The organism is Micromonospora sp. L5, from assembly GCF_000177655.2.
GTDB classification, from domain to species: Bacteria; Actinomycetota; Actinomycetes; order Mycobacteriales; family Micromonosporaceae; genus Micromonospora; species Micromonospora aurantiaca.
This window is the reverse complement of sequence record NC_014815.1, coordinates 1,169,796-1,192,703: the sequence shown is the minus strand read 5'-3', so window position 1 is coordinate 1,192,703 and position 22,908 is coordinate 1,169,796. Positions and strand designations below refer to the sequence as shown.

Genomic DNA, 22,908 nt, shown 5'->3' with positions numbered 1-22,908 from the left:
CGGGAGACTGTCGTGGAGAGCTTCAGGTGCGCCTCGTGCGGGCAGGACATCAAGCCCGCCGTCGTCTGCCCGCACTGCGGCGCGCACCAGCCGCAGTGGGCCGAGCACCTGGCCGACATCGAGCGCTCGATCGCCGAGATGAAGGCCCGCGACGCCGAGATCGCCCGGGAGCAGCGGCAGATCGCCGCGAAGATGCAGGCCGCCCTCTTCCAGCGGGACATCCTGGCGCACGCCGGTGAGGAACGGATCAGGCAGGCCACCCGGCCGCGCCGGGTGCTGCGCCGCCGGCCCGGCCGCCGCCCGCCCACCGACGCCACCGGCGCGCCGCCCCGGGTGCCCCGCCAGGGCACCCCGCCGCCCGGCCCGCCGGAGGACCTGCCCCCGTCGCCGCCGCGCGGCCGCCCCCGCTGGCTCGACGCGGACGACCCGGAGCACCCGCCCGAGGCGTCCTCGCGCGAGGTGCAGAACATCCCGCTCGGGCTGGGCGCGCTCCTGCTCGGCGTCGCCGCGGTGGTCTTCGCCGCGGTCGCCACCAGCTCGATGGACGCGCTGGCCCGCCTCGGCGTGCTGCTGGTGGCGACGGCGCTGATGCTGCTCGCCCCGCCGGTGCTGGCCCGGCGCGGGCTCACCTCCACCGCCGAGACCATCGCCGCGGTCGGGTTGCTGCTGGTGCCGCTGGCCGGGTACGCGCTCTGGGCCGTGGACCGGATCGGCGGCGGCTCGTCGGGTGCCGCGTTCGCCGGGACGATCTTCCTGGTCACCACGCTCGTCGCCCTCGGGTACGCGTACGGGACGGGTCTGCGCGCGCCACGCTTCGCCACAGTGCTGGCCGCCCAGCCGGTGCTGCCGCTGCTGGCGTACGAGCGGATCACCGGGCCGGTCGGCTGGGCGCTGGTGCTGACCGTGGTGGCAGTGCTCGACCTGGCGCTCGCGCGCTCGGCGGTGGTACGCGAGCGGCCCGTCCGGCGGGACCTGCCCGTCACCGAGCCGGCACCTCCCGTCCCGCCCCGGCAGCGCGCCGACGACGACCGGCCCGAGTCGGCGCCGGAGGAGTCCGCCGAGGTGCTGGGCGGTGAGACACCACCGGGTCCGGCCGCCACCGCCCGGCCGGTGCCGTGGCTGCCCGAGCTGACCTGGCTGCTGCACGGCGTGGCGGTCGCTGTCGCGCTGGCGTACGCGGTGACCGGACTGCTGCGCGCCACCACGGTGCCGCCGGCCGCCGCCGCGGGCACGGTGCTGCTGCTCGCCGCCCTGGTCGCGCTGGCCGGGACGCTCGTGCTGCGCCGGCCGCCGCTGCCGGACGTGGGCGCCGGCATCCTCACGCTGGCGGTCATCGGCGCTCTCGGGCGGGTCGCCTCGGTGGCTCTGCCCGGCCGGTCCCTGCTGCTCATCTCCGCCGTCATCGCGCTGACCGGGCTCGCCGTCCGGGCCGTACCGGAGACGGCCCGGCGTGGCCCGCAGATCGCCTCCGCGGTGGCGCTCACGGTCAGCGGCCTGGTGGTCGCCGGTGGCGCGCTGCGCGCCGGGCTGGCCCCGGTCCGGGCCGCCTTGCCGGCATGGTCGGCGGATCTGACCGGATGGCACACCGAGCTGGCCCGGGCGGTCGGCCCGACCGGCTGGCAGCTCGCGGCCAGCGCGTCGTTGCTCACGATCGCCGCCGTGATCGCGCTGCCGGCCGAGATCCGGCGCGAGTTCGCAGTGGTCGGCGCGGCGCTCACCGCGCTCGCCGTACCCGCGTCGCTCGGTCTGGGCTGGGCGGCGGCCTGCTGGCCGATGCTGCTCACAGCGGTAGCGGTCGGCGTGCTCGGGCTGACCGCACGCACCGAACGGTCCGCTGTGGCGCACGCGGTGACAGCGGCCGGGCTGGGCCTGGTCGGCGCGGGTGCTTCGCTCGCCCGCCCGGCGCTCACCGCCGCCGCGCTGACTGTTCTGTTCCTGGCCGGGGCGCTGGTGTCCCTCGCCCCGCGGGTCCGGCTCGCCGCCGCCGCGACGGAGACGGTCTGCTCCTGGGCCGCGGGCGGCGCGGCGTTCGCCCTGCCCGGTGCCGTCGCCGCGTTCGTGGCGGCCACGGTGCCGACGCCGCCGGTCGCCACACCGGCGAACCTGCGCGAGATCACCGTGCCGATCCTCGCGGCGAGCTTCCTCGCCGTCTGTGTCACGCTCGGCTACGCCGCCCTGGTGCAGGTGGCACAGCGGCACCTGAGCATGCCGCACGCGCTCGGTACGGTGCTCGGCGCGGTGGCGGTCGCCGCCGCCGCGTTCGGCGCGCCGGGCGCGACCTCGGCCGACGCGTGGGTGGGGAGTCTGCTCCTGGTCGCCGCCGCGCTGCTGGCGCTCGCCCCACGCATCGACGCCGGCCGCCGCGCGGACATGTCCCTCGACGGGTCCGACCTGGCGCTCGCGGCCACCACAGTGGCGCTCGTCGCCACGCTGGCCCGGATCGCCGCGGTGCTCGCCCCCGGCGGTCAGCTCGTGGTGGCCTCCGCGCTGGTGCTGCTGGTGGCGGTGGCCGCCCGCGCGCTGCCCGAGGAGTGGCGGCGCGGCCCGATTCTCGGCATCGCCGCCGGTGGCACGCTGATCGGCCTGATCGCCGCCTGGAGCGCGTTGCGCGGCGGACTCGGCGTGCTGGCCACCCCCGGCCCGATCTGGGCCGGTGACCTGTTCGGCTGGCCGGCCGCGCCGACCGGCGGGTCGACCTGGCAGGCCCCGGTCGCGCTGGCGCTGCTGGGGGTGACCGCGGCGATCCTGCTGCCGCCGCCGTGGAAGTACGACGTCTCCGGCCTGGCCGCCGTGCTCGCCACGGTGGGCGCACCGGCCGCGTTCGACCTGCCCTGGTGGTCCCCGGTGCTGGTCGGCTGCATGGTGGCCACCGTCTACGGCATGGCGGCCGCGGCCGCTGTCGATCCCCGGGCCGCGCTGTCCCGGGCCACAGTGGCCGGGGTGGTGGCGCTGCACGCGGCCGGGGCCGGGCTGGTACGGCCGTGGACGACAGCGCTGGCGCTGGGCAGCATCGCGCTGATCGGCGCGACGGTGGCCGCGGTGGCCCGCACGCTCGCGCCTTCCCTCGTCGACGACATCCGCAGCGAGGGCATGCCGCCGCACCTGGTGCAGGTGGGCGGCGCGGGCGCCGGAGCCGCACTGCTCGCGCTGCCCGGCGCGGTGGCCGCGCTGGCAGTCGAGTACGGCCGCCCACCGCAGGTGGTGCTCACCGCCGCGCTCGCCGCCGCCAGCATCGGGCTGGCCGCGATCGCGGCGGTACGTCGGCAGGTGCCGCAATACCTCCCGTACGCCAGCGTCGCGGTGGTCGGCGCGGCCACAGTGACCGCCGCCGCGGCGCTCGCTGTCGGCCTGCCGGCGGGCGTGTTCGCCGCCGCCGCCGCGCTGCTCGGTGTGCTCGCCGAACTGGTACGGGCCGCCACCGTCCCGCCCGCCGGTTCGGGCCGGCCGGTACGCCGCTGGACCGTGCTGCTCAACGGGGCGCTACGACGTGCCCCGGACGATCCCGAGCTGCGCTGGCGGGTCAGCCCGGCGGCCGGCGCGCTCGCCGCCGCGGCGCTGCCCACCGCACTGGCGCTGGCCACTCTGGCGCCCTCACTCGTGGTGTCGCTGTTCTCGCCGTTCGCGGTGCTGAGCCGGGTGTGGCAGGGGCCACCACCGGAGTTGCTGACCCCGCCGCCGGAGGCGGTCAACCCCACGCACGTGCTCACCGCGCTGCTGCTGACGGTGACCGCGGCGCTGGCCGCCACCGGGTTCAGCGGCGGCCGGCGGTCCCGGGCGGTGCCGGTGATCCTGCCCGGCGCAGCGATCACCCTGCTGATCACGCCGGTGGCGCTGGGGCGGGGCTGGCCGGTGACCGCGCTTGCCGCGCTCGCGGTGTTCACCATCTCGATGCTCGGGCTGGCGCTGACCCCGCCACCGGCGATCGCCGAGCCGGGCCGGTCGATCCGGGTTGCCCGGGTGCTGGTCTTCGCGCTGGGGCTGGCCGCCGGTGGCGCCGGGCTGGCCGGCAGCCTCGCCACGAGCGACCTGACCGTGTTCACGCTCGGCGGGGCGGTCGGCGTGGGTGCTGTCGCCGCGCTGTTCGGCACCACCCAGCGGGCGCGCATCCTGGGCTGGTTGTTCGGCTCGGTGATGGCTCAGCTGTTCGTGCTCACGATCGGCCTGAAGTCCGGGCTGGCGGCCGTCTGGTCCGCGTTCGGGGTGCTCGCCGTCGGCGCGGCGTTGCAGGTGTTCGCCGCCACGCTGCCCCGGCTGCGCCGTCCCGAGGCGTACCGGGAGGCGGCCACAGTCGAGTGGAGCGGCTACGGGGCGGCGCTCATCGCGCTGGCGCTGGCGTACGACTCGCCCCGGCACATCGCCGCGCTGCTGGCCGCCTGGGGCGCGGTCCTCGGGGTGGCGGCCAGCCGTCCGGGACGCCGTCCGATGGAACGCAACCTGCTGTTCTGGGCGGTGGTGGCCTGCGAGATCAGCGCCTGGTGGATCCTGATGCGGGTGGCCGACGTGGCGCTGCCGGAGGCGTACACGCTGCCGTTCGCCGCGCTGGCCCTGCTGGTCGGCGTCCTGCAACTGCGGCACCGGCCCGACCTGTCGAGCTGGGTGGCGTACGGGCCGGCGCTGGTCACCGCGTTCCTGCCCACGCTGGCGATCGTGATCGCGACCGAATCCAGCATGCTGCGTCAGGTGCTGCTGCTGCTCGGCGCCGTCGCGGTGCTGATCTTCGGCTCGACCAGCCGGCAGCAGGCCCCGGTGATCGTCGGGGCGACGGTGACCGCTATCGCGGCCGTGCACGCGTTGTTCAGCCTCGGCCCGTGGCTGGTCCTGATCCCGGTCGGCATCGTGCTGCTGGTGCTCGGTGCGAGCAACGAACGCCGCCGCCGTGCCCAGGAGCGCCTCCAGACCGCCCTGCGCGGCATGCGGTGAGCCGGTCCCGGTCCCGGTCGGGGCCGGGACGCGACTGATCAGGTCACGCTCCGTGTCGAAGGGCTGCGGCGGGGATGCCGCCCCTCTGCCGCCTTTGCTCTGCACCCACTGACGCAGCAGTCACCAACTGTGACGATGGCCGCCGCCGAGCCGTTTGGGGACGGGAGGCCGGGTTGCAGGCCAGAGCCGTGCTGCGCCGATGGCTGCAGAGCAAAGTGGGCGGAGGGCACAGACACGCGTCGGCCCGGCCGGTCACGCTGAGCGACCAGACACCCGGGAAACAGAGAGTGACGAGACGGTCAGATCAGGGAGGCGCGCAGCGCGGCATCCTTCTCCGCGACCAGGTCCTCCAGGCTCGCCTGGTAGGCGGCCATCCTGTCGCGCAGCACCGGGTCCGAAGCGCCCAGGATGCGTACCGCGAGCAGGCCGGCGTTGCGAGCGTTGCCGATCGACACGGTGGCGACCGGCACCCCGGCCGGCATCTGCACGATGGACAGCAGCGAATCCATGCCGTCCAGGTACTTCAGCGGCACCGGGACACCGATCACCGGCAGCGGGGTGACCGAGGCGACCATGCCGGGCAGGTGAGCCGCCCCGCCCGCGCCCGCGATGATCACCTGGACACCACGTCCGGCGGCGGCCCGGCCGTACTCGATCATCTTGACCGGGGTGCGGTGCGCCGAGACCACACCAACCTCGTACGGCACGCCGAACTCGTCGAGCGCCTCGGCGGCGGCCTTCATGACCGGCCAGTCCGAGTCGCTGCCCATGATCAGCCCGACGGTGCTCATCAGTGCCCCTCCTGGAGCCAGCGGGCGGCACGCGCGGCCCGGGCCCGTACGTCGTCCAGGTCGTTGCCGAGCACGGTGACGTGCCCGATCTTGCGGCCCGGGCGCACCTGCTTGCCGTACAGGTGGACCTTGGCCCCGGGCTCGGCGGCGAACAGGTGGTGCAGCCGCTCGTCGATGGACTTGCCGCCCGGCGCGCCACCCAGCACGTTCGCCATCACCACGACCGGCGCGGTCAGCGAGGTGTCCCCCATCGGGTAGTCGAGCACCGCCCGCAGGTGCTGCTCGAACTGGGAGGTCCGGGCCCCTTCGATGGTCCAGTGCCCGGAGTTGTGCGGCCGCATCGCCAGCTCGTTGACGACCAGCCCGGACGGCGTGTCGAACAGCTCCACCGCGAGCAGACCGACCACGCCGAGCGCGGTCGCCAGGTCGATGGCGAGCTGCTGCGCGGCCACGGCCTGCTCCTCGGGCAGGTCGGGCGCGGGCGCCAGCACCTCGACGCAGATGCCGTCGCGCTGCACCGTCTCCACCACCGGGTACGCGGCGACCTGCCCGAACGGCGATCGCGCCACCTGCACGGCCAGTTCACGGCGCAGCGCCACCCGCTCCTCGACCAGCAGCGGGGTGCCACCGGCGAGCAGCGTGGCGGCCAGCTCACCGGCCTGACCGGCGTCGTCGACCATCCAGACGCCGCGCCCGTCGTAGCCGCCCCGGGCGGCCTTGAGCACCACCGGCCAGCCGGTCTCCTCGCCGAACGCGATCAGGTCGGCCGGGGACTTCACCGGACGCCAGGCCGGGTTCGGCGCGCCCAGCTCGCCGAGCCGTTCCCGCATCACCCGCTTGTCCTGCGCGTGCACCAGCGCCTCGGCCGGGGGGAACAGCTTCACGCCCTCGTCGGTCAGGGCGCGGATGTGCTCGTTGGGGACGTGCTCGTGGTCGAAGGTGACCACGTCGCAGCCCTTGGCGAACGTGCGCAGCGCGGCCAGGTCGGTGTGGTCGCCGTACTGGACGTCGGCGGCGACCAGCGCGGCACCGTCGTCCGGGGCGAGCGCCAGCACGCGCAGCGACTGGCCGAGAGCGATGGCGGCCTGGTGGGTCATCCGGGCGAGCTGGCCGCCACCCACCATGCCCACGACGGGGAGACCGGTACGGGAGTCCATAGCGCCGCCAGCCTATAAGGGCCGGTGCCGGGCCGGACCGTGAGGGCGGCCCGGCCCACTCCGCTCAGCCGAGCTGCGCGACCAGCTCCTCGACGCCGGTCACGGGCCGCTGGCAGACGAAGCCCCGGCAGACGTACGCGGCGGGCTTCCCGTCGACGAACGGCCGCCCGGCCAGCAGCGGCACGCCGGGCTGGTCCGGGGCGCCGGCCACCACCACCGCGCCGGGCGGGGCGTGGCGCCGGGCGGCGGCCACCAGCGGGTCGCCCTCCGGGTCACCGGTCGCCACAGCGATCTCGTACGGCCCGGACAGCAGCGCCTCGCCGACGGTGGCCGCGTACCCGGTGAACCGGGCGTGCCTGTCGACGATCGGCGCTACCGTCGTCAGCGTCTTCTCGGCCGCCTCCCGGTAGCGGGTCTCGCCGGTCAGCGCCGCGTACGCCACGAGCGCCGCGACGATCGCCGACCGGCCCGACGGGGTCGCGTTGTCGGTCGGGTCGGCGGGCCGGGTGACCAGGCGCTCGGCGTCGTCGGCGGTGTCGTAGAAGGCGCCGTCCGGGCCGGCGAAGCGGGCCAGCGCCACGTCGAGCAGCTCACCGGCCAGCGTCAGCCACCGCCCCTCGCCGGTGAGCTGGTGCATCGCGCAGAACGCCTCGGCGACGCAGCCGTAGTCCTCCAGCACCCCGGCCGGCTGACCCACGACCTTGTCCCGGGAGACGCGGCGCAGCCGGCCGTCCACGAGATGCACGGTGGCCAGGTGCTCGGCGGCGTCCCGCATCGCACCGTCGGAGACGATGAGCACGCCGTCCATCAGGTTCGCGTCTTCGTCGTCGGGCGACACGAGCAGCGAGGCGACCTGCTGGAACTCTGCGATGGCGGTGATCGCGAGCCCGTTCCAGGCGGCCACCACCTTGTCGTCGCGGGCGGGCTGGGGCCGGGTGTCGCGGGCGGCCAGCAGCCGGCCCACCACGTCCTGCCAGCGGGCCCGCACCTCCGGGTCGGCGTCGTCGACGTCCCGGGCCAGCCGCAGCACGCTGGTGCCGTGCTCGAACGTGCCGTCGGCGGTGACCTCGAAGAGGTCCGCGGCGAAGCGGCCGTCGTCCTCCCCCAGCACCTCGACGAGCTGGCCGGGCGTCCAGACGTAGGTGAGCCCCTCGACGCCCTCGGTGTCCGCGTCGAGCGCGGAGGCGAAGCCCTCACCGGCGCGGTGCAGCTCGTCGGCGAGGAAGCGGGCGGTGTCGCGGGCCACCCGGCGGGCCAGCCGGTCGCCGGTGAGCCGCCAGAGCTGGGTGTAGACCCGCAGCAGCAGCGCGTTGTCGTAGAGCATCTTCTCGAAGTGCGGCACGGTCCAGTGGCCGTCCACCGAGTAGCGGGCGAAGCCACCGGCGAGCTGGTCGTTGAGGCCGCCGCGGGCCATCGCCTCGCAGGTGTGCCGGACGATCTCCAGGCTGCGCGCCGAGCCGGTGCGCTGGTGGTGCCGGAGCAGGAAGAGCAGGTTCATGTGCGGCGGGAACTTCGGTGCGCCGCCGAAACCGCCGTTCGTCTCGTCGTACTCCCCGGCGAGCCGGCTCGCGGCGGCGTCGAGCAGTTCGGCGGTGAGCGGGGCGGTGACGCCGCCGACTGCCTGCGCGCCGCCGATCGCCTCGACCACTGCGGTGCCCTGCCGCAGCACCGCCTCGCGCTGGTCGCGCCAGGCGGTGGCGACCGAGCCGAGCAGCCGGATGAAGTTGGCGCGGGGGAAGTACGTGCCGCAGAAGAACGGGGTGCCGTCCGGCGTGGCGAAGACGGTCATCGGCCAGCCGCCCTGCCCGGTCATCGCCTGGGTGGCGGTCATGTAGACCGCGTCGACGTCGGGGCGCTCCTCGCGGTCGACCTTGACGCAGACGAAGTCGTCGTTCATCAGCCGGGCGACTGCCTCGTTCTCGAACGACTCGTGGGCCATGACGTGGCACCAGTGGCAGGCCGCGTAGCCGACCGAGATCAGCACCGGCACGTCGCGCCGTTTCGCCTCGGCGAACGCCTCGTCGCACCAGGGCCACCAGTCGACCGGGTTGTCGGCGTGCTGGAGCAGGTAGGGCGACGTGGCCTCGGCGAGTCGGTTCACCACCCGACCTTAGCGAGCGCGCGGAGCCGGTGCGGCGCGAGTGCGGCGGCCGGGCCGGGGTCGTGGTCCCGGCCCGGCCGCCGTCTCACCGGGTCAGGGTGAGCGTCGAGGTGTCCCGCACGGTGAACTCGTTCCAGTACTCGAAGTCGCGGACCAGGATCTCGCTGACCGCCTGGGCGGTGCCGCGCTGGAACTTGACGTCGGCCGGGTAGGTGGTGGCCGACCACGGCACCACCTGGCCCGGAACGCACGGGATGTGGGGTGAGAAGTAGCCACGCACCATGCCCGCCTTCTTCTGCTCCTGGACGAGTTCGCCCGCGATGGAGAAGGAGTCCGCCCGGGTGCAGGTGATCGAGCCGCGGACGGTGGCGATGCCCTTGTTGTCCACCGTCGCGACCGGATCGACGGTCAGTGTGACGTCGAGCGCCGGCAGCGGCGGCGGGTTGCCGATGTGGACCTGGCCGCGCAGACCGCCGGTCGCGCCCTCGCACCGGATCTCGAAGGTGGCGTCGAAGCGCTCGACGTAGTCGAAGGGCCCCCACGCGGCGTCGAGGACCGTGAACGATCCGGTGCTCTGCGCGCAGGAGCGCCCCCAACCGCCGTTGTAGAGGCGGATGCCGGCCGTGCCGCTTCCGTCCGGCTGGCCGACGTTCTGGTAGGTGTCGCCCGCCTTCAGCGGCTGGCCGGCCGGGGCGCTGATCTCCAGACGCCAGGTGTTGTCGGCGTCGCTCCAGAACTCCATCCCGAAGTGCTGCTGGTCGTGGCCCCACGCGTTCATCTCGTCGCCCGGTGTCGGTGCGGCGGAGCTGTAGGAGTAGGAGTTGCCGGCGGTGATCGGATCACCCGGCTCGCCGGTGACGGCGAACGACCAGGACTCCGCCGGCCGGGCCTGCGCCGGCGCGGGCATGACCAGGCCGGCGGCGCCGGTGGTCAGCGCCATGGTCGAAGCGAGCAGGATCCGTCGCCAGGAACGTCTCATCGTCGTCCTCCCCGTGTGGACGTCAGCGGGGACGCCTGTCGTGCCCGCCGTGCCAGCAGCGTAGGACCGGCCGGGCGTCCTCCGCTGCCCCGTCCACGGCGGACGGACCGGTCAGGAGGCGCCGTCGGCGCGCAGCGGGAAGACGTTGCCCCGGGCCGCGTCGCGCAGCGACGCGAGCACTGCGGCGATCTTGTCAGCCGGCATCGGCTTGAAGAAGTGGTAGCCCTGGGCGGCGGTGCAGCCCAGCTCGGCCAGCGCGGTGCGCTGCTCGGCGGTCTCGACACCCTCGGCCACCACCCGCAGGCCCAGTTCGTGGGCCAACCCGACGGTGGTCCGGACGATCGCCGCCGCCTCCGGCGAGTCGGCCATCCGGAGCACGAACGAGCGGTCGACCTTCAGCTCGTCGACGGCGATGCGGGTGAGGAACGTCAGCGACGAGAAGCCGGTGCCGAAGTCGTCCACGGCGAGCTGCACGCCCATGCCACGCAGCGTGGCCAGCACCTCGTCGATGACCTCCCAGCTCGCTCATCACCACCGTCTCGGTGATCTCCAGGACCAGCCGGTGCGGCGGCACCTGGTGGCGGCGCAGCGCTTCCTCGATCTCGGCGGGCAGCCGCGGGTCGAGCAGGCTGCGCGCGGACAGGTTCACCGAGATCGGGACGTCCAGCCCGTCCCGCGCCCATCCGGAGGCGACCTCCAGCGCCTTGTCCAGCACGTACCGGGTGAAGCTGCCGAGCTGCTCGCTGTTCTCCACCGGGCGGATGAAGTCGGCCGGGCCGAGCCAGCCCCGGCGCGGGTGCCGCCACCGGATCAGCGCCTCCACCCCGGTCGGCGCGCCGGTCGCCAGGTCCACCGCCGGCTGCAACGCCAGCACCAGCTGGTCGTCGGCGGCGAGAGCCTCCCGCATCTCCGCGAGCAGCGCCAGGTGGTCGGTGCTCGCCGCGTCGCGGGAGCTGTCGTACGCGGCAACGCTGCCGCCGCCCTCCTTCGCCTGGTACATGGCGATGTCGGCGCGCCGCAGCAGCTCCGTCAGGTCGGCCGCGCCCGCGTCGGCGACCACGACGCCCACCGCGACCTCCACGGACATCCGCACCCCGGCCACCTCGGTCGGTGCGGCGAGGCGCTCGGCGACCTCCCGGGCCTGGCGCAGCGCGTACGCCAGCGGGGCCGTCCGGTCCTCGACCAGCGGCACCGAGGTCAGCAGCAGCGCGAACTCGTCGCCGCCGAGGCGCCCGAGCAGGTCACCCGGCCGGGTCAGCGCGGCGAGCCGGTTGGAGGTGAGCCGCAGCAACTGGTCGCCCGCCGAGTGCCCGAGCGTGTCGTTGACCTCCTTGAACTGGTTCACGTCGAGCAGCAGCAGGGCCACCGGGTGGTCGTGCGCGCGCTGCCGCAGCGCCTGGTCCCCCTTGGCCAGCAGCGCCGCCCGGTTGAGCAGTCCGGTGAGCTGGTCGTGCACCGCGTCGTACGACGAGCGGGCGGTGACCAGCCGCAGCTCCCGGTGCGTGGCGGCGTCGTGCAGGGCGGCGGCCAGCGCGTCGCCGAAGGCCGCCACGCCGTCGCGTTCCCGGGCGCTCGGCGGGGCGGACCGGGCGAACCGCACCCGCAGGCGGCCGACGTCGGCGGATCCCACCGCGAGGCGGCGCACCAGTTCGTGCTCCCCCGCGTCGGCGCCGGCGGACGGCTCCACCTCCCGGTCGCGTACCTGCCCGCCGCGGTCGGCCCGGTAGCGGCGCCAGCGTCCCTCACCCCGGGCCACGTCGACCTCGACCAGCTCCGCGCCGAACAGGGTGAGCGCGCCGGTCACCGCGGCGGTCGCCACGCCGCGCTCGTCGAGCTGGTTGAGTGCGGCGGTGGCCTCGGCGAACGCCCGCCAGGTACGCCGCTCCTGGTCGGCCCGGAGCCGGTGGCGGTAGGTCTGCTGGAGCAGCCAGAGCGGCGGCGGCAGGAGCAGCAGCCAGCGCGCGTCGAGTTCGAGCAGCGCGACGACCACCAGGCCGACCGCCACGTTGCCGACGAACATGAGCAGCTTGCCGCGCAGCGCGGCGAGCAGCGGCGGACCGATCGCGATGCCGTGCCGCAGGGCGAGCGTGACGGCGCCCAGGAAGGCGGTGGTGAGCAGGTACGTGACCGCGGCGGCGGTGAGCGTGAGCGCCAGCTCCGGCGTGGGCGCGGCGAGCAGCGGCGGGCCGAGCGCGGTGGCCACCGCGGCGGCGAGCGCGGTGGCGGCGGTGAGCGAACCGGCGATCCCCACCAGTTCCAGCGCCGGACGACGGTCGGAGACCAGCGACATCACGGTCCAGGCGGCGCCCACGCCCAGCAGGGCCGCGGCCGGGAGCCAGCCGGCCGGCACCAGCCAGAGGCAGACCACGAGCGCGGCCTCGCCCCAGGTGATGCTCACCATGCCCGAGGCGGTACGGAAGCGCAGCCGGGCGAGCTGGGCCACCGCGAACGCGACGATGGCGATGCCGAAGCGTGCCGGACCGGGCAGTGGGTGGTCGGCCGGCAGGTGGGACGGGACGGTGAGGCCGAGCGCGGCGGCGAGCAGACCGGTCAGCGCGACCGCGACGGTGAGCAGGACGACGCCCACCGGTGTCCCACGCAGGCCGATCCGGTCGGGGGAACGGTCGGCCGGCTCGGTGGTCACGGGGCCGCCCCGTCGACGGGTCGGGCCGGGGCATGGTCGGGGGCCGGTGCTGTCTTCGACATCGGCGTCCCCCTTCCGCGCAGGGTCCGGGGCCTGACGGTCCCCCCGGCGGAAGGCTAAGCCAAAGCCGGTGGTCGCAACAGGGGGCGACGACCGGCTTCGACGTGATTCACGCGGTGTTCAGCTGTTCCGGTGCTGCTGGGAGCCGTTGGGCGCATTCGTCGGTGAATCCTGCTCGACGAGCCCGTCTGTCGGATCGGCGACTGCGGAATCGGCCCGGCCGGGGGTGCCCTGCTGCGGGAAGCGGTCGGGCAGCCGGCGCAGCCGGGCGTTCATGTTGCGGATCAGCAGGACGGTGACGGTGGCCAGCGCGACGATGAGGAAGAGGCCCATCGGACCGGCCAGACCACCCGTACGGGTGTCACCGAAGTTGTTCTGCGCGAGCACCTCGACGGTGGTCAGCATGGTGTTCCTCCGATGTGCGACTGAGCACCAGGGTAGACCCCGGCCGGGTCAGTGGGCACGGCACGCCTCTCGTACGCCGGCGAACAGGTCGGACTCGGGCAGCGGGCTGTCGACCAGCGAGCGGGCGAGCTGGAAGTCCTCCGTCGGCCAGGCGCGCTTCTGCAACTCCATCGGCACCTGGAACCAGAAGCCGTCCGGGTCGATCTGGGTGGCGTGCGCGCGCAGCGCGTCGTCGCGGACCGGGAAGTAGTCGGCGCACTCGACCCGGGTGGTGATCCGGGCGCCCTTGTCGGGGCGCTCGTCCCAGCGCTTCATCCACTCGCCGTACGGCGACTCGAGCCCGGCGGCGAGCACCGCCTCGTGCAAACTCATGATCTTGGCCCGGGAGAAGCCCACGTCGTAGTAGAGCTTCAGCGGCTGCCACGGCTCGCCCAGCTCGGGGTGGCGGTCCGGGTCACCGGCCGCGTCGAACGCCGCCACGGTGATCTTGTGGGTCATGATGTGGTCGGGGTGCGGGTAGCCGCCCTCCTCGTCGTACGTGGTGACGACGTGCGGGCGGAACTGCCGCATCAGGCGCACCAGCGGCGCGGCTGCGACGTCCACGTCCTGGAGGGCGAAGCAGCCCTCCGGCAGCGGCGGCAGCGGGTCGCCCTCGGGCAGCCCGGAGTCGACGAAACCGAGCCACGCCTGCTCGACGCCGAGGATGGCCCGGGCGGCGTCCATCTCGGCCCGCCGGATGTCACCGATGTTCGCCCAGACGTCGGGGCGGTCCATCTTGGGGTTGAGCACACTGCCCCGCTCGCCACCGGTGGCGGTGACGACCAGGACGTCCACCCCCTCGGCGACGTATTTCGCCATGGTGGCGGCGCCCTTGCTCGACTCGTCGTCGGGATGGGCGTGCACCGCCATGAGACGCAGCTGTTCTGCCACCTTCGGCGCTCCTCGTCTGTGCCCGCCGACCGACCCCCGGGCCGGCCGGCTGACCTGCCGGAATCTCCCCCCCGCGCCCGCGAAAGCCCCCGTGACGGCCGGTCGGGGGCCGCCACCGGAGTGGCCAGGGCCACGCCCGCCGGTCCAGGCCGACCTGCCATCCTTGACTCAGCGCCGGGCTGGGAAGATGGACCTAGCCATTCTTGCCGATGCCGCCGACAACAACGCCAGGAGATACCCGCCGGTGAGCGAGACGCACGCCACAGTCGCCGCGAAGGCACCGGTCTTCCCGCCGGGCCGCTACGGCCGCCGCCGGGAGCCGGGGCGCCGCCGGCCGGTCCTGCTCGCCCTGACGGTGACGGTCATGCTCGCCGTCCTCGGCCTGGGCGCGGCGAAGCTCTACTACCAGTACGGCGACCCGGAGTACCAGGGCGAGATGATCAGCTACACCGACATCACCGACTCCCGGGTGGTCGTCGACTTCCGGGTCACCGTGCCGCCGGGCGGCTCCGCCACCTGTCTGCTGCGGGCCCGCTCCCACGACGGGGCCCAGGTGGGCAGCGCCGAGGCCACCGTGACCGCGGAGCCCGGCCAGCGCCACATCCGGACCCGGCAGGAGGTCCCCACGAGCGCCCGGCCGTTCATCGGCGAGGTCCTGCGCTGCCGGCCCGCCGGCTGAGCCGGACCGCCGGCGAGTCGCCGGCCACCGCACCCCGGTCCCGCCGCCGGCACCCGGGGTGATTGATCACACCTCGACGCGACCCGCACTGGTAGCCTTGCAAGTTCACCTGTCAGCCAGTCCGCACCAATCGAGGAGACCGCCTGTGTCCACAAATGGAAACGAGGCGCCCGCCACCTGGCTGTCCCAGGACGCCTACGACCGTCTGCAGGCCGAGCTCGACGAGCTGATCGCCAACCGACCGGTCATCGCCGCCGAGATCAACGCCCGGCGCGAGGAGGGCGACCTGCGGGAGAACGGCGGCTACCACGCCGCCCGCGAGGAGCAGGGCAAGGCCGAGGGCCGCATTCTCTACCTCAAGGAGCTGCTGCGCACCGCCAAGGTCGGAGAGGCGCCGGACACCGACGCGGTGTCGCCGGGCATGGTCGTGAAGATCTACTTCGACGACGACGCCGACGACAGCGAGACCTTCCTGCTCGGCTCCCGGGAGATCGCCTCCACCACCGACCTCACGGTCTACAGCCCCGAGTCCGCGCTCGGCAAGGCCATCCTCGGCGGCAAGGCAGGGCAGACCTGCACCTACACGGCGCCCAGCGGCGCCGATATCAAGGTGACCATCGTCTCCTTCGAGCCGTACAGCGGCTGACCCCTCCGGACCCGCGCCGGACGGCTCGGGTCCCGAACCCGACCGAGGCTGACAGGCCCTCCTCGGACCCGAGCCGCACACCCGAACGCCCCGACCGGATCATCCGGCCGGGGCGTTCGCGTTCCGCCGAGCGCTCAGCCCTCGCCGGTGAAGACCACCTGGTAGCCGCTGGCCCGCAGCGCGCTGATCAGCGTGTCCGAGTGCTCCACCCCGCGGGTCTCCACGGACAGGGCCACCTCCACCTCGCCGAGGCGCAGGTGCGGGTTGGCGCGCTGGTGCACCACGTCCACCACGTTGGCCCGGTGCTCGGCGATCTCGCTCAGCAGGGAGGCGAGCTGGCCGGGCCGGTCCGTGCAGCGCACGGTGATCCGCAGGAACCGGCCCGCCGCCGCCAGGCCGTGCTCGATCACCCGGAGCATGAGCAGCGGATCGATGTTGCCGCCGGAGAGCACCGCGACGACCGGCGCGGTCACCTCCACCGCGCCGGCCAGCAGCGCCGCCACGCCGACCGCGCCGGCCGGCTCGACCACCTGCTTGCCTCGTTCCAGCAGCATCAGCAACGCCCGGGAGATGTCCTCCTCGGAGACCGTGACGACGTCGTCGACGAGCTTGCGGACATGGGTGAAGGTCAGCTCGCCCGGACGGCCGACCGCGATCCCGTCGGCGATCGTCGCGAACGAGGGCAGCCGCAGCGGCTCGCCGGCCCGCAGCGAGGGCGGGAAGGCGGCGGCGCTCGCCGCCTGGACCCCGATCACGCGTACGTCGGGACGCAGCGCCTTGGCCGCCACCGCCATGCCCGAGACCAGGCCGCCGCCGCCCACCCCGGTCACGATGGTGCGCACGTCCGGGCACTGTTCGAGGATCTCCAGCGCCACGGTGCCCTGCCCGGCGATCACGTCCGGGTGGTCGAACGGGTGGATGAACACCGCTCCGGTCCGCTCGGCGAAGGTCTGCGCCGCGACGAGCGACTCGTCCACCGTGTTTCCGACCAGCTCGATCTGCGCACCGTACCCCTTCGTGGCGGCGACCTTCGGCAGCGGCGCGTTCACCGGCATGAAGACGGTGGCGTGTGCGCCGACCAGCCCGGCGGCGAGCGCCACCCCCTGGGCGTGGTTGCCGGCGCTCGCCGCGACCACGCCGCGGGCCCGCTCCTCGGCCGAGAGCCGGGAGATCCGCACGTACGCACCGCGCACCTTGTACGACCCGGCGCGCTGGAGGTTCTCGCACTTGAGCCAGACCGGCCCGCCGAGCGCGGCGCTGAGCGGCCGCGACGGCTCCAGCGGGGTGGTACGGGTGACACCGGCGAGCAGTTCCCGCGCGGCCTGTACGTCGGCGAGACCGACCAGTTCCGTCATGCCCCGATCGTGCCACCCGGGGTGGGCGGAACCTGCGGCGACGTCGGCGCGACCGGCATCGGCGCGGCGGGCGCGGGCCAGCCCGGTCGGCCGGGCCAGACCGGCTGCCCGGGCCACACGGGCACGGCCCGGGAGAGCCGGTCCTGCTGGGCGGCGGAGATCCGGCGGACCAGCACGACGAACGCGATCCCGGCGACCAGGCAGGCCACCGCCGGCACCAGCCGCGGCGCGAGCGCGTCCTCGTAGAAGCGGACGTACGTGGCGAACTCCGCGTCGTTGCGGGGCAGCTCGGTCAGCCGGTCGTAGCGCTGCTGCTCGGCCCGCGCGACGAACCGGTCGCCGATCAGGAACACCAGCCAGCTCGCCCACCACACCCCGACGAGCCACGACTGGCGGCGCTGCCACACGCTGTTGCGGAGCAGGTCGGCGAGCACCCGGGCCGGTACGACGAGGTTGGCCAGCGGCACCAGCCACCCCGCGATCGCCCACGCCGGGCTCAGGTTCGGCACCGCGCCCGGGAACGCGTCCAGGTTCTTGCGCGCCCGCCAGGTCCAGATCACCACGAGCGTCCCCGCAGTCAGGAGCGCGAGCAGGTAGGGCACCGAGAACAGCACCTCGGCCAGTACCGCGCCGAGCAGCACGTCCCGGTCGAGCTGCTCGGCGGCCGAGCGGGCCATCCGCACACCCACCAGCGGGAACAGCGCCGTCAGCAGGTAGCACAGGGTGGCGGCGCCGACCGCGGACGCGCCGGCCACGGCCAGGCCGCGCACCCCGTACGTGGGCACGCCGGGGCTCACCGCGGGCTGACCGATTCGGGTACCGCAGCGCCGGCACTCCTCATAGGCCGGGGACGTGGCGTCGCCGCAGGTCTGGCAGTGCATCGGGGACCGTCCGAGGTGGTGAGCGCGACAGGGGTGCGCACACGCTAGACGATCAGCCGGCGGCCGGCGACCCCGTTCCGACGCGGGGATAGCCGGGGGCGTGCCGGGCCCACGGCGCCTGCAACTCGAACTGGCCGGCCACTCCGAGCAGCAGCAGTTCGGAGCCGGGCGGGCCGACGAACTGCACACCCACCGGCAGGCCGTCCGGGCGGCGGCCGACCGGCACCACGATCGACGGCAGCCCGGCGATGTTCCACGGCGCCGCGTACGGGGCGTACCTGATGTTGGTCGACATGTTCGCCAGCCAGGAGCGGCCGGACCACCCGGCGGCCTCCGGCGGCGGCCCGGCCAGCGCCGGGGTGAGCAGCAGGTCGATCGAGTTGTCCGCGAAGAAGTGCACGGACCGTTCGCGCCAGGCGGCCCGGTCGGCCTCCCGCACGTACCCCCGGCGCTGCGCCCACTCGCCGAGCCTGACGTGCCGGCGGCTGCGCCGCTGGAGTTGACGCGGCGCCACCCCGGCGGCGCGCACGTCGGCGGCGGCCGCCGCGAACCAGGTGGCGATGCCCTGGAGGCCGAGCCGGGTCGGGTAGACCGGGTCGGCGGGCACGGTGTCGTGACCGGCGGCGGCCAGCAGCCGGCCGGCGGCGGCGACCGCGTCCCGGTTCGGCGCGTCCGGCGAGACGCCGCGTACCGGCGAGCGCAGCGAGACGCCAACCCGCAGCCGCTCCGGCGGGACCAGCTTGTCCGGCCGGCGGCCGGCCAGCACCGAGAAACCGACCACCGCGTCGGCGACGGTGCTGGTCAGCATGCCGTGCTCGGTGAGGCCGAACCAGTCGTCCGCGCCGAGCTGGCAGGGCACCACGCCCCGGCCGGGCTTGAGCCCGACCAGGCCGCAGCAGGCCGCCGGAATGCGGATCGACCCGAGACCGTCGTTGCCGTGGGCCATCGGCACCAGCCCGGCGGCCACCGCGGCGGCCGCGCCGCCGGACGAGCCGCCGGGGGTACGCGCCGGATCCCACGGGTTGCGGGTCACAGCGGTGTCGTCGTCGGTGAGGGCCCACAGGCCCAGCTCCGGCATCCGGGTGACGCCGAGGATGACAGCGCCCGCGCCGCGCAGCCGCCGGACCACCTCGTGGTCGGCCTCCGCCACCTCGGTACGCATCGCGGCCGACCCGTTCCAGGTGGGCAGGCCGGCCACCGGCGTGTTCTCCTTGACCGCCACCGGCACCCCGGCGAGCGGCAGGTTCGCCAGTTCCTCCTGCTCGTCGACCTTCTCCGCCTCGGTGATCGCCTCGCCGCCGCGTACCGTGCGGAACGCGCCCAGCTCGGCGTCGACCCGGGCGACGTGGTCCAGGTGGTCGGCGACGACCTGGGTGGCGGAGACGTCGCCACGGCGTACCGCCCGGGCGATCTGTTTCGCGGTCGTCCCGACCCAGGTCGTCGGCAAGATGTCCGGCACTGCCACCCTCCCCAACCAGCGGTCAGCCCAGGGCCTGCTCCAGATCGGCGAGCAGGTCGTCGACCGTCTCGATGCCGACAGACAGTCGCACGAGATCGCCGGGAACTTCAAGCGGCGAGCCCGCAGCGCTTGCGTGTGTCATCCGGCCCGGGTGCTCGATCAGGGACTCGACGCCGCCGAGCGACTCGGCGAGCACGAACAACCGGGCCCGGTTGCAGATCTGGACGGCGTGCTCCTCGCCGCCCGCCGCGCGGAACGAGATCATGCCGCCGAACCGGCGCATCTGCTTGGCGGCCACCTCGTGGCCGGGGTGCGAGGGCAGGCCCGGGTAGACGACCTGGGCGACCTTGGCGTGTCCGTCCAGGTAGGCCGCGACCCGCTCGGCGTTGTCGCAGTGCCGGTCCATCCGTACCCCGAGGGTCTTGATGCCGCGCAGGGTGAGCCAGGCGTCGAACGGCCCGTTGACCGCGCCCATCGCGTTCTGGTGGTAGCGCAGCTCCTCGCCGAGCGTGCGGTCCGCCGCGACGAGCGCGCCGCCGACCACGTCGGAGTGCCCGCCGACGTACTTGGTGGTGGAGTGCACCACCACGTCCGCGCCGAACGCGATCGGCTGCTGGAGGTACGGCGAGGCGAACGTGTTGTCGACCACCAGCAACGCGCCGGCGTCGTGCGCCACCGCGGCGAGCGCGGCGATGTCGGCGATGCCGAGCAGCGGGTTGGTCGGCGTCTCCACCCAGACGATCCTGGTGGTGCCCGGGCGGATCGCGGCACGAACGGCGTCCGGGTCGGATACCTTCGCCGGGGTGTACGACAGGCCCCAGCGCTCGGCCACCTTGGCGAACAGCCGGTACGTGCCGCCGTACGCGTCGTCCGGGATCACCACATGGTCGCCCGGCTTGCAGACGGTCCGCAGCAGCGTGTCCTCGGCGGCCAGGCCGCTGGCGAAGGCGAGCGCCACCGGGCCGCCCTCCAGCGCGGCGAGGCACTCCTGGAGCGCGTCGCGGGTGGGGTTACCGGAGCGGCTGTACTCGTAGCCCTCGCGGGGCGCGCCGACGGCGTCCTGGGCGTACGTGCTGGTCTGGTAGATCGGCGGGATCACCGCACCGGTGCGGGCCTCCGGGTCCTGACCGGCGTGGATGGCGAGTGTCTCGAAGCCGTGGCTCATGCCGCAGACGTTAGCCCCCCGCCCGCTCCCGCTCTCGTCAACCCGGCGCGAGTCACAACCGCGAAGGTGTCGGGGTGGTCGGCCATACTGGTCCGGTGAGTACGACCGAGGCGCTCCCCTCCCGCCTGCACGGCGTCGCCGACCGGATCCCCACGTGCCTGGACGACCTCAAGGGGCCCGAGCACGGCCGGGTCACGCTGCCGATCCGCCTCGCGTGGTCCGGTCTCACCGAGTTCGACGTCGACGACAGCGGGCAGCGGCTCACGCTCTACCGCACGCTGATGGACTGCGGGCAGCGCGAGGACATCGTCCGGTACGTGAATCCGGCGCTTCTCCGGCAGGACTGGTCCCGCATCCGCAAGCTGACCGCACACCGGGTGATCCGCCTCTGGGAGAGCAGGATCCCGGGCCTGGCGGCCTAGCCGTGGACGAGTTGCACACGCGCTTGCTGCGCGTCGGATTCCGCGCCGCGCCGATCATGAGGTTGACGGTGCCGCCGGTCCGATTTGTCGCCGCCAACCTCATGATCACGCTCGCCCGGAGGTGGGGTGGCCGGGTGGGGCCCAGGGTGAGCTCGTGAGCGGGTGTGTGTTCTGCGGGATCGTGGCGGGCGAGGTGCCGGCCTTCCGGGTGACCGACGAGCCGGACGGCGTCGCGTTCCTCGACACCCGGCCGGTGTTCAAGGGCCACGTGCTGGTGGTGCCCCGCACCCACCTGGTCACCCTGTCCGACCTGCCCGCCGACGCGCTGCCCGGCTACTTCCGGCTGGTGCAGCGCATCGCCGTGGCCGTGGAGTCCGGTCTGGGCTCCGGTGGGACGTTCGTGGCGATGAACAACCGGGTGTCCCAGTCCGTACCGCACCTGCACACCCACGTGGTGCCCCGGACCAAGGGCGACGGGCTGCGCGGCTTCTTCTGGCCGCGCACCCGGTACGCCGACGACGCCGAGGCGACGGAGTTCGCCGGGCGGATCTCGGCGGCGCTGGCCTGACGCCGACGTGGGCGGGTAAGGAACCCGGGGCCGACGATGTTGCACACGCTGGGAAAGCCAAGAGAGGAGTCCCACCGTGTTCCTCCGCCGCATGAAGGCCGAAATGATCTCTCCTGACCAGGCCCTGCCGGGCCGCCCGATCGCGATGCCGATCGCCGACCGGCACGAGGTGCTGCCGTCCTCGCTGAAGGGCCCGTTCCCCGAGGGCGCGCAGGTCGCCGTCTTCGGCATGGGCTGCTTCTGGGGCGCCGAGCGGCTGTTCTGGACCCTCCCCGGCGTGATCACCACGTCGGCCGGTTACGCGGGCGGGTACACCACCAACCCGACGTACGAGGAGGTCTGCTCGGGCATGACCGGGCACGCCGAGGTGGTCCAGGTGGTCTACGACCCGTCGAAGATCGCCTACGAGGACCTGCTCAAGGTGTTCTGGGAGAACCACGACCCGACCCAGGGCATGCGCCAGGGCAACGACGTGGGCACCCAGTACCGCTCGGCGATCTACACCACGACCGACGAGCAGCTCGCCGCCGCCAAGGCGTCGCGGGACGCGTTCGCGCCGATCGTGGAGCGGGCCGGCAAGGGTGAGATCACCACCGAGATCGCGCCGCTCGGCGACTACTACTTCGCCGAGGACTACCACCAGCAGTACCTGGCTCCGACGAAGAACCCGAACGGCTACTGCAACCACGGACCGAACGGGCTGAGCTGCCCGGTCGGCGTGGCCCGCACCGCGTAGCCAGACCCGAGCACTGCCCCACTCGGGCCCTCGTCCTCCAGGGACGAGGGCCCGAACGCACTGCGGTCAATCGGTGGCTCGGGGATGGCCGGTGCCGGCGTGCTTGATCCAGCAGGTCCGGGTCTGGTCGTCGACCAGGTACCAGACGCGGCCGCCGGCGGTGACCTCGTACTGCCACTGCGGCAGGGCCCTACCGTTGTGCACCGCAGTGGCGAGGGAACCCTTGAGGGGGTGCTGGCGGCTGGTCGCTCCTCCCAGCCCTTGGCCGCGTCATTGGTGGCGAACCGCAGGGTGTACCCACCTGGCCGGGGTGGCGGGGCGGCGCGGTCGCCGCGCTTCGCGCTCACTCGTCGGTCGGGCGCGTGACCGGCCCGAAGTCGTCGGCGCTGGGCGCGGCCAGGATCCGATGCAGATCGGGATCGGCGTGAACCTCGGCGGTGTGCCGCCATTCCGCGAGCAGCTGGGACACCGCCGCGGTGCTGCCGACGGCCGCTGCGGCCTCGGCCGTGGCGATGAACTCGTCGGTCATCTGCTCGGCGTCCCCCTGCGGCAGGAACCGCATCCAGGGCAGCACGGTCGGAAGCGTCTCGCGGACCAGGGCCGGCTCTCGCCGCGCCAGGCCGGCCAGCAGCCGCGCGGTCAAATCGACCACCTCCCCCTCGGCCTCTGCCCGTTCGGCGGACATCAGCACCAGGTCGGCGGCGTCGCGGCGACGTAGCCGCAGTGCCCGAGTACGAGCCAGCCGCTCCGCGGTTTCCGTCGGCTGGCGCAGCAACTCGGAGAACGGCACGGACTCCAAGGGCATCGACATGACATCAACACTACTTCAGAAGTAGCGCGCTGCGGCATTCCTCACACCCTCGCGGGAGCCGAATCCCGACATCGGGTGGAGCGAGGCAGGAACCGAAGGCGTGACAGGTGACCACCCTGCGTGACGGCGCATCGTAGCAAGCTGTCACACGTTCGTCATCGTCTCAACAGGCGAACTGCAACAAGCTCTGGCAGCATTG

At 74.0% G+C, this 22,908-nt stretch carries 18 protein-coding genes and 1 pseudogene; 6 read left to right on the top strand and 13 right to left on the bottom strand.

Features of this window, described 5'->3' with window-relative positions; all coding sequences use genetic code 11:
- The first annotated feature begins 12 nt into the window (after positions 1-12).
- Positions 13-4,920, top strand: coding sequence for an SCO7613 C-terminal domain-containing membrane protein (locus ML5_RS05965; protein WP_013474075.1), 4,908 nt, complete (start codon positions 13-15; stop codon positions 4,918-4,920).
- Positions 4,921-5,219: 299 nt separating this feature from the next.
- On the opposite strand, the gene purE is transcribed toward ML5_RS05965, so the two are convergent.
- From purE to mca, 7 genes and pseudogenes are all read right to left on the bottom strand, one after another.
- Positions 5,220-5,711, bottom strand: a complete 492-nt coding sequence (purE, locus tag ML5_RS05960) for a 5-(carboxyamino)imidazole ribonucleotide mutase (RefSeq protein ID WP_013284141.1) — start codon at positions 5,709-5,711, stop codon at positions 5,220-5,222.
- Entirely contained in the window at positions 5,711-6,868 is a 1,158-nt protein-coding gene (locus ML5_RS05955) for a 5-(carboxyamino)imidazole ribonucleotide synthase (RefSeq protein WP_013474074.1), read from the bottom strand. The genes purE and ML5_RS05955 overlap by 1 nt, the downstream gene beginning before the upstream one ends.
- A 64-nt stretch (positions 6,869-6,932) precedes the next feature.
- Complete coding sequence (locus ML5_RS05950) at positions 6,933-8,969, bottom strand: thioredoxin domain-containing protein (RefSeq protein WP_013474073.1); 2,037 nt, start codon at positions 8,967-8,969, stop codon at positions 6,933-6,935.
- An 85-nt stretch (positions 8,970-9,054) separates the two neighbouring features.
- Positions 9,055-9,948 (bottom strand): hypothetical protein, encoded by an 894-nt coding sequence (locus ML5_RS05945; RefSeq protein ID WP_013474072.1) that lies wholly within the window; start codon positions 9,946-9,948, stop codon positions 9,055-9,057.
- A 111-nt stretch (positions 9,949-10,059) separates the two neighbouring features.
- Positions 10,060-12,592, bottom strand: a pseudogene (locus ML5_RS05940) (putative bifunctional diguanylate cyclase/phosphodiesterase).
- Positions 12,593-12,772: 180 nt separating this feature from the next.
- Entirely contained in the window at positions 12,773-13,057 is a 285-nt protein-coding gene (locus ML5_RS05935; protein ID WP_013284136.1) for a hypothetical protein, read from the bottom strand.
- A gap of 48 nt (positions 13,058-13,105) precedes the next feature.
- Positions 13,106-13,987 carry a mycothiol conjugate amidase Mca gene (gene mca / locus ML5_RS05930; RefSeq protein WP_013284135.1) on the bottom strand — a complete coding sequence of 294 codons (882 nt, stop codon included), beginning with the start codon at positions 13,985-13,987 and terminating at the stop codon, positions 13,106-13,108.
- A 244-nt stretch (positions 13,988-14,231) separates the two neighbouring features.
- Between mca and ML5_RS05925 the strand changes: the two genes are divergently transcribed.
- Both ML5_RS05925 and greA read left to right on the top strand, forming a co-directional pair.
- Positions 14,232-14,666: a DUF4307 domain-containing protein gene (locus tag ML5_RS05925; protein ID WP_013474070.1), complete on the top strand. Its 435-nt coding sequence runs from the start codon at positions 14,232-14,234 to the stop codon at positions 14,664-14,666.
- 145 nt (positions 14,667-14,811) lie between these two features.
- A complete protein-coding gene (greA, locus tag ML5_RS05920) occupies positions 14,812-15,312 on the top strand; it encodes a transcription elongation factor GreA (protein WP_013284133.1) in 501 nt (166 codons plus the stop codon).
- A 134-nt stretch (positions 15,313-15,446) separates the two neighbouring features.
- Here the strand turns inward: greA and ilvA are convergent, their stop codons facing one another.
- The 4 genes from ilvA to ML5_RS05900 all read right to left on the bottom strand — a co-directional run bounded on the left by ilvA (position 15,447) and on the right by ML5_RS05900 (position 20,172).
- Complete coding sequence (gene ilvA / locus ML5_RS05915; RefSeq protein ID WP_013284132.1) at positions 15,447-16,667, bottom strand: threonine ammonia-lyase; 1,221 nt, start codon at positions 16,665-16,667, stop codon at positions 15,447-15,449.
- Positions 16,664-17,452 (bottom strand): DUF4328 domain-containing protein, encoded by a 789-nt coding sequence (locus tag ML5_RS05910; protein ID WP_232236674.1) that lies wholly within the window; start codon positions 17,450-17,452, stop codon positions 16,664-16,666. The genes ilvA and ML5_RS05910 overlap by 4 nt, the downstream gene beginning before the upstream one ends.
- Positions 17,453-17,600: 148 nt before the next feature.
- On the bottom strand, positions 17,601-19,013 hold the full coding sequence (locus ML5_RS05905) for an amidase (RefSeq protein WP_030271225.1): 1,413 nt from the start codon (positions 19,011-19,013) through the stop codon (positions 17,601-17,603).
- Positions 19,014-19,029: 16 nt separating this feature from the next.
- Positions 19,030-20,172 (bottom strand): cystathionine gamma-synthase, encoded by a 1,143-nt coding sequence (locus ML5_RS05900; protein ID WP_013474068.1) that lies wholly within the window; start codon positions 20,170-20,172, stop codon positions 19,030-19,032.
- Positions 20,173-20,267: 95 nt separating this feature from the next.
- Here ML5_RS05900 and ML5_RS05895 point away from each other — a divergent pair, with 95 nt between their 5' ends.
- The 3 genes from ML5_RS05895 to msrA all read left to right on the top strand — a co-directional run bounded on the left by ML5_RS05895 (position 20,268) and on the right by msrA (position 21,898).
- Entirely contained in the window at positions 20,268-20,594 is a 327-nt protein-coding gene (locus ML5_RS05895) for a hypothetical protein (protein WP_071096722.1), read from the top strand.
- A gap of 154 nt (positions 20,595-20,748) precedes the next feature.
- Positions 20,749-21,162, top strand: coding sequence for an HIT family protein (locus ML5_RS05890; RefSeq protein ID WP_013474065.1), 414 nt, complete (start codon positions 20,749-20,751; stop codon positions 21,160-21,162).
- 76 nt (positions 21,163-21,238) lie between these two features.
- Positions 21,239-21,898 (top strand): peptide-methionine (S)-S-oxide reductase MsrA, encoded by a 660-nt coding sequence (gene msrA, locus ML5_RS05885; RefSeq protein ID WP_013474064.1) that lies wholly within the window; start codon positions 21,239-21,241, stop codon positions 21,896-21,898.
- A gap of 66 nt (positions 21,899-21,964) precedes the next feature.
- Here the strand turns inward: msrA and ML5_RS32715 are convergent, their stop codons facing one another.
- On the bottom strand, positions 21,965-22,102 hold the full coding sequence (locus ML5_RS32715) for a hypothetical protein (protein ID WP_236619367.1): 138 nt from the start codon (positions 22,100-22,102) through the stop codon (positions 21,965-21,967).
- A 139-nt stretch (positions 22,103-22,241) separates the two neighbouring features.
- The gene (locus ML5_RS05875; protein WP_013474063.1) at positions 22,242-22,709 is read right to left on the bottom strand and encodes a hypothetical protein; all 468 of its coding nucleotides are present in this window, start codon (positions 22,707-22,709) and stop codon (positions 22,242-22,244) included.
- Positions 22,710-22,908 lie beyond the last annotated feature (199 nt).

What these genes read in the sequence shown, in the direction of transcription:
- purE (WP_013284141.1), bottom strand. Translation starts at nt 5,711, where the DNA reads ATGAGCACCGTCGGGCTGATCATGGGCAGCGACTCGGACTGGCCGGTC.
- ML5_RS05955 (WP_013474074.1), bottom strand. Translation starts at nt 6,868, where the DNA reads ATGGACTCCCGTACCGGTCTCCCCGTCGTGGGCATGGTGGGTGGCGGC.
- ML5_RS05945 (WP_013474072.1), bottom strand. Translation starts at nt 9,948, where the DNA reads ATGAGACGTTCCTGGCGACGGATCCTGCTCGCTTCGACCATGGCGCTG.
- ML5_RS05935 (WP_013284136.1), bottom strand. Translation starts at nt 13,057, where the DNA reads ATGCTGACCACCGTCGAGGTGCTCGCGCAGAACAACTTCGGTGACACC.
- ilvA (WP_013284132.1), bottom strand. Translation starts at nt 16,667, where the DNA reads ATGACGGAACTGGTCGGTCTCGCCGACGTACAGGCCGCGCGGGAACTG.
- ML5_RS05900 (WP_013474068.1), bottom strand. Translation starts at nt 20,172, where the DNA reads ATGAGCCACGGCTTCGAGACACTCGCCATCCACGCCGGTCAGGACCCG.
- ML5_RS05875 (WP_013474063.1), bottom strand. Translation starts at nt 22,709, where the DNA reads ATGTCGATGCCCTTGGAGTCCGTGCCGTTCTCCGAGTTGCTGCGCCAG.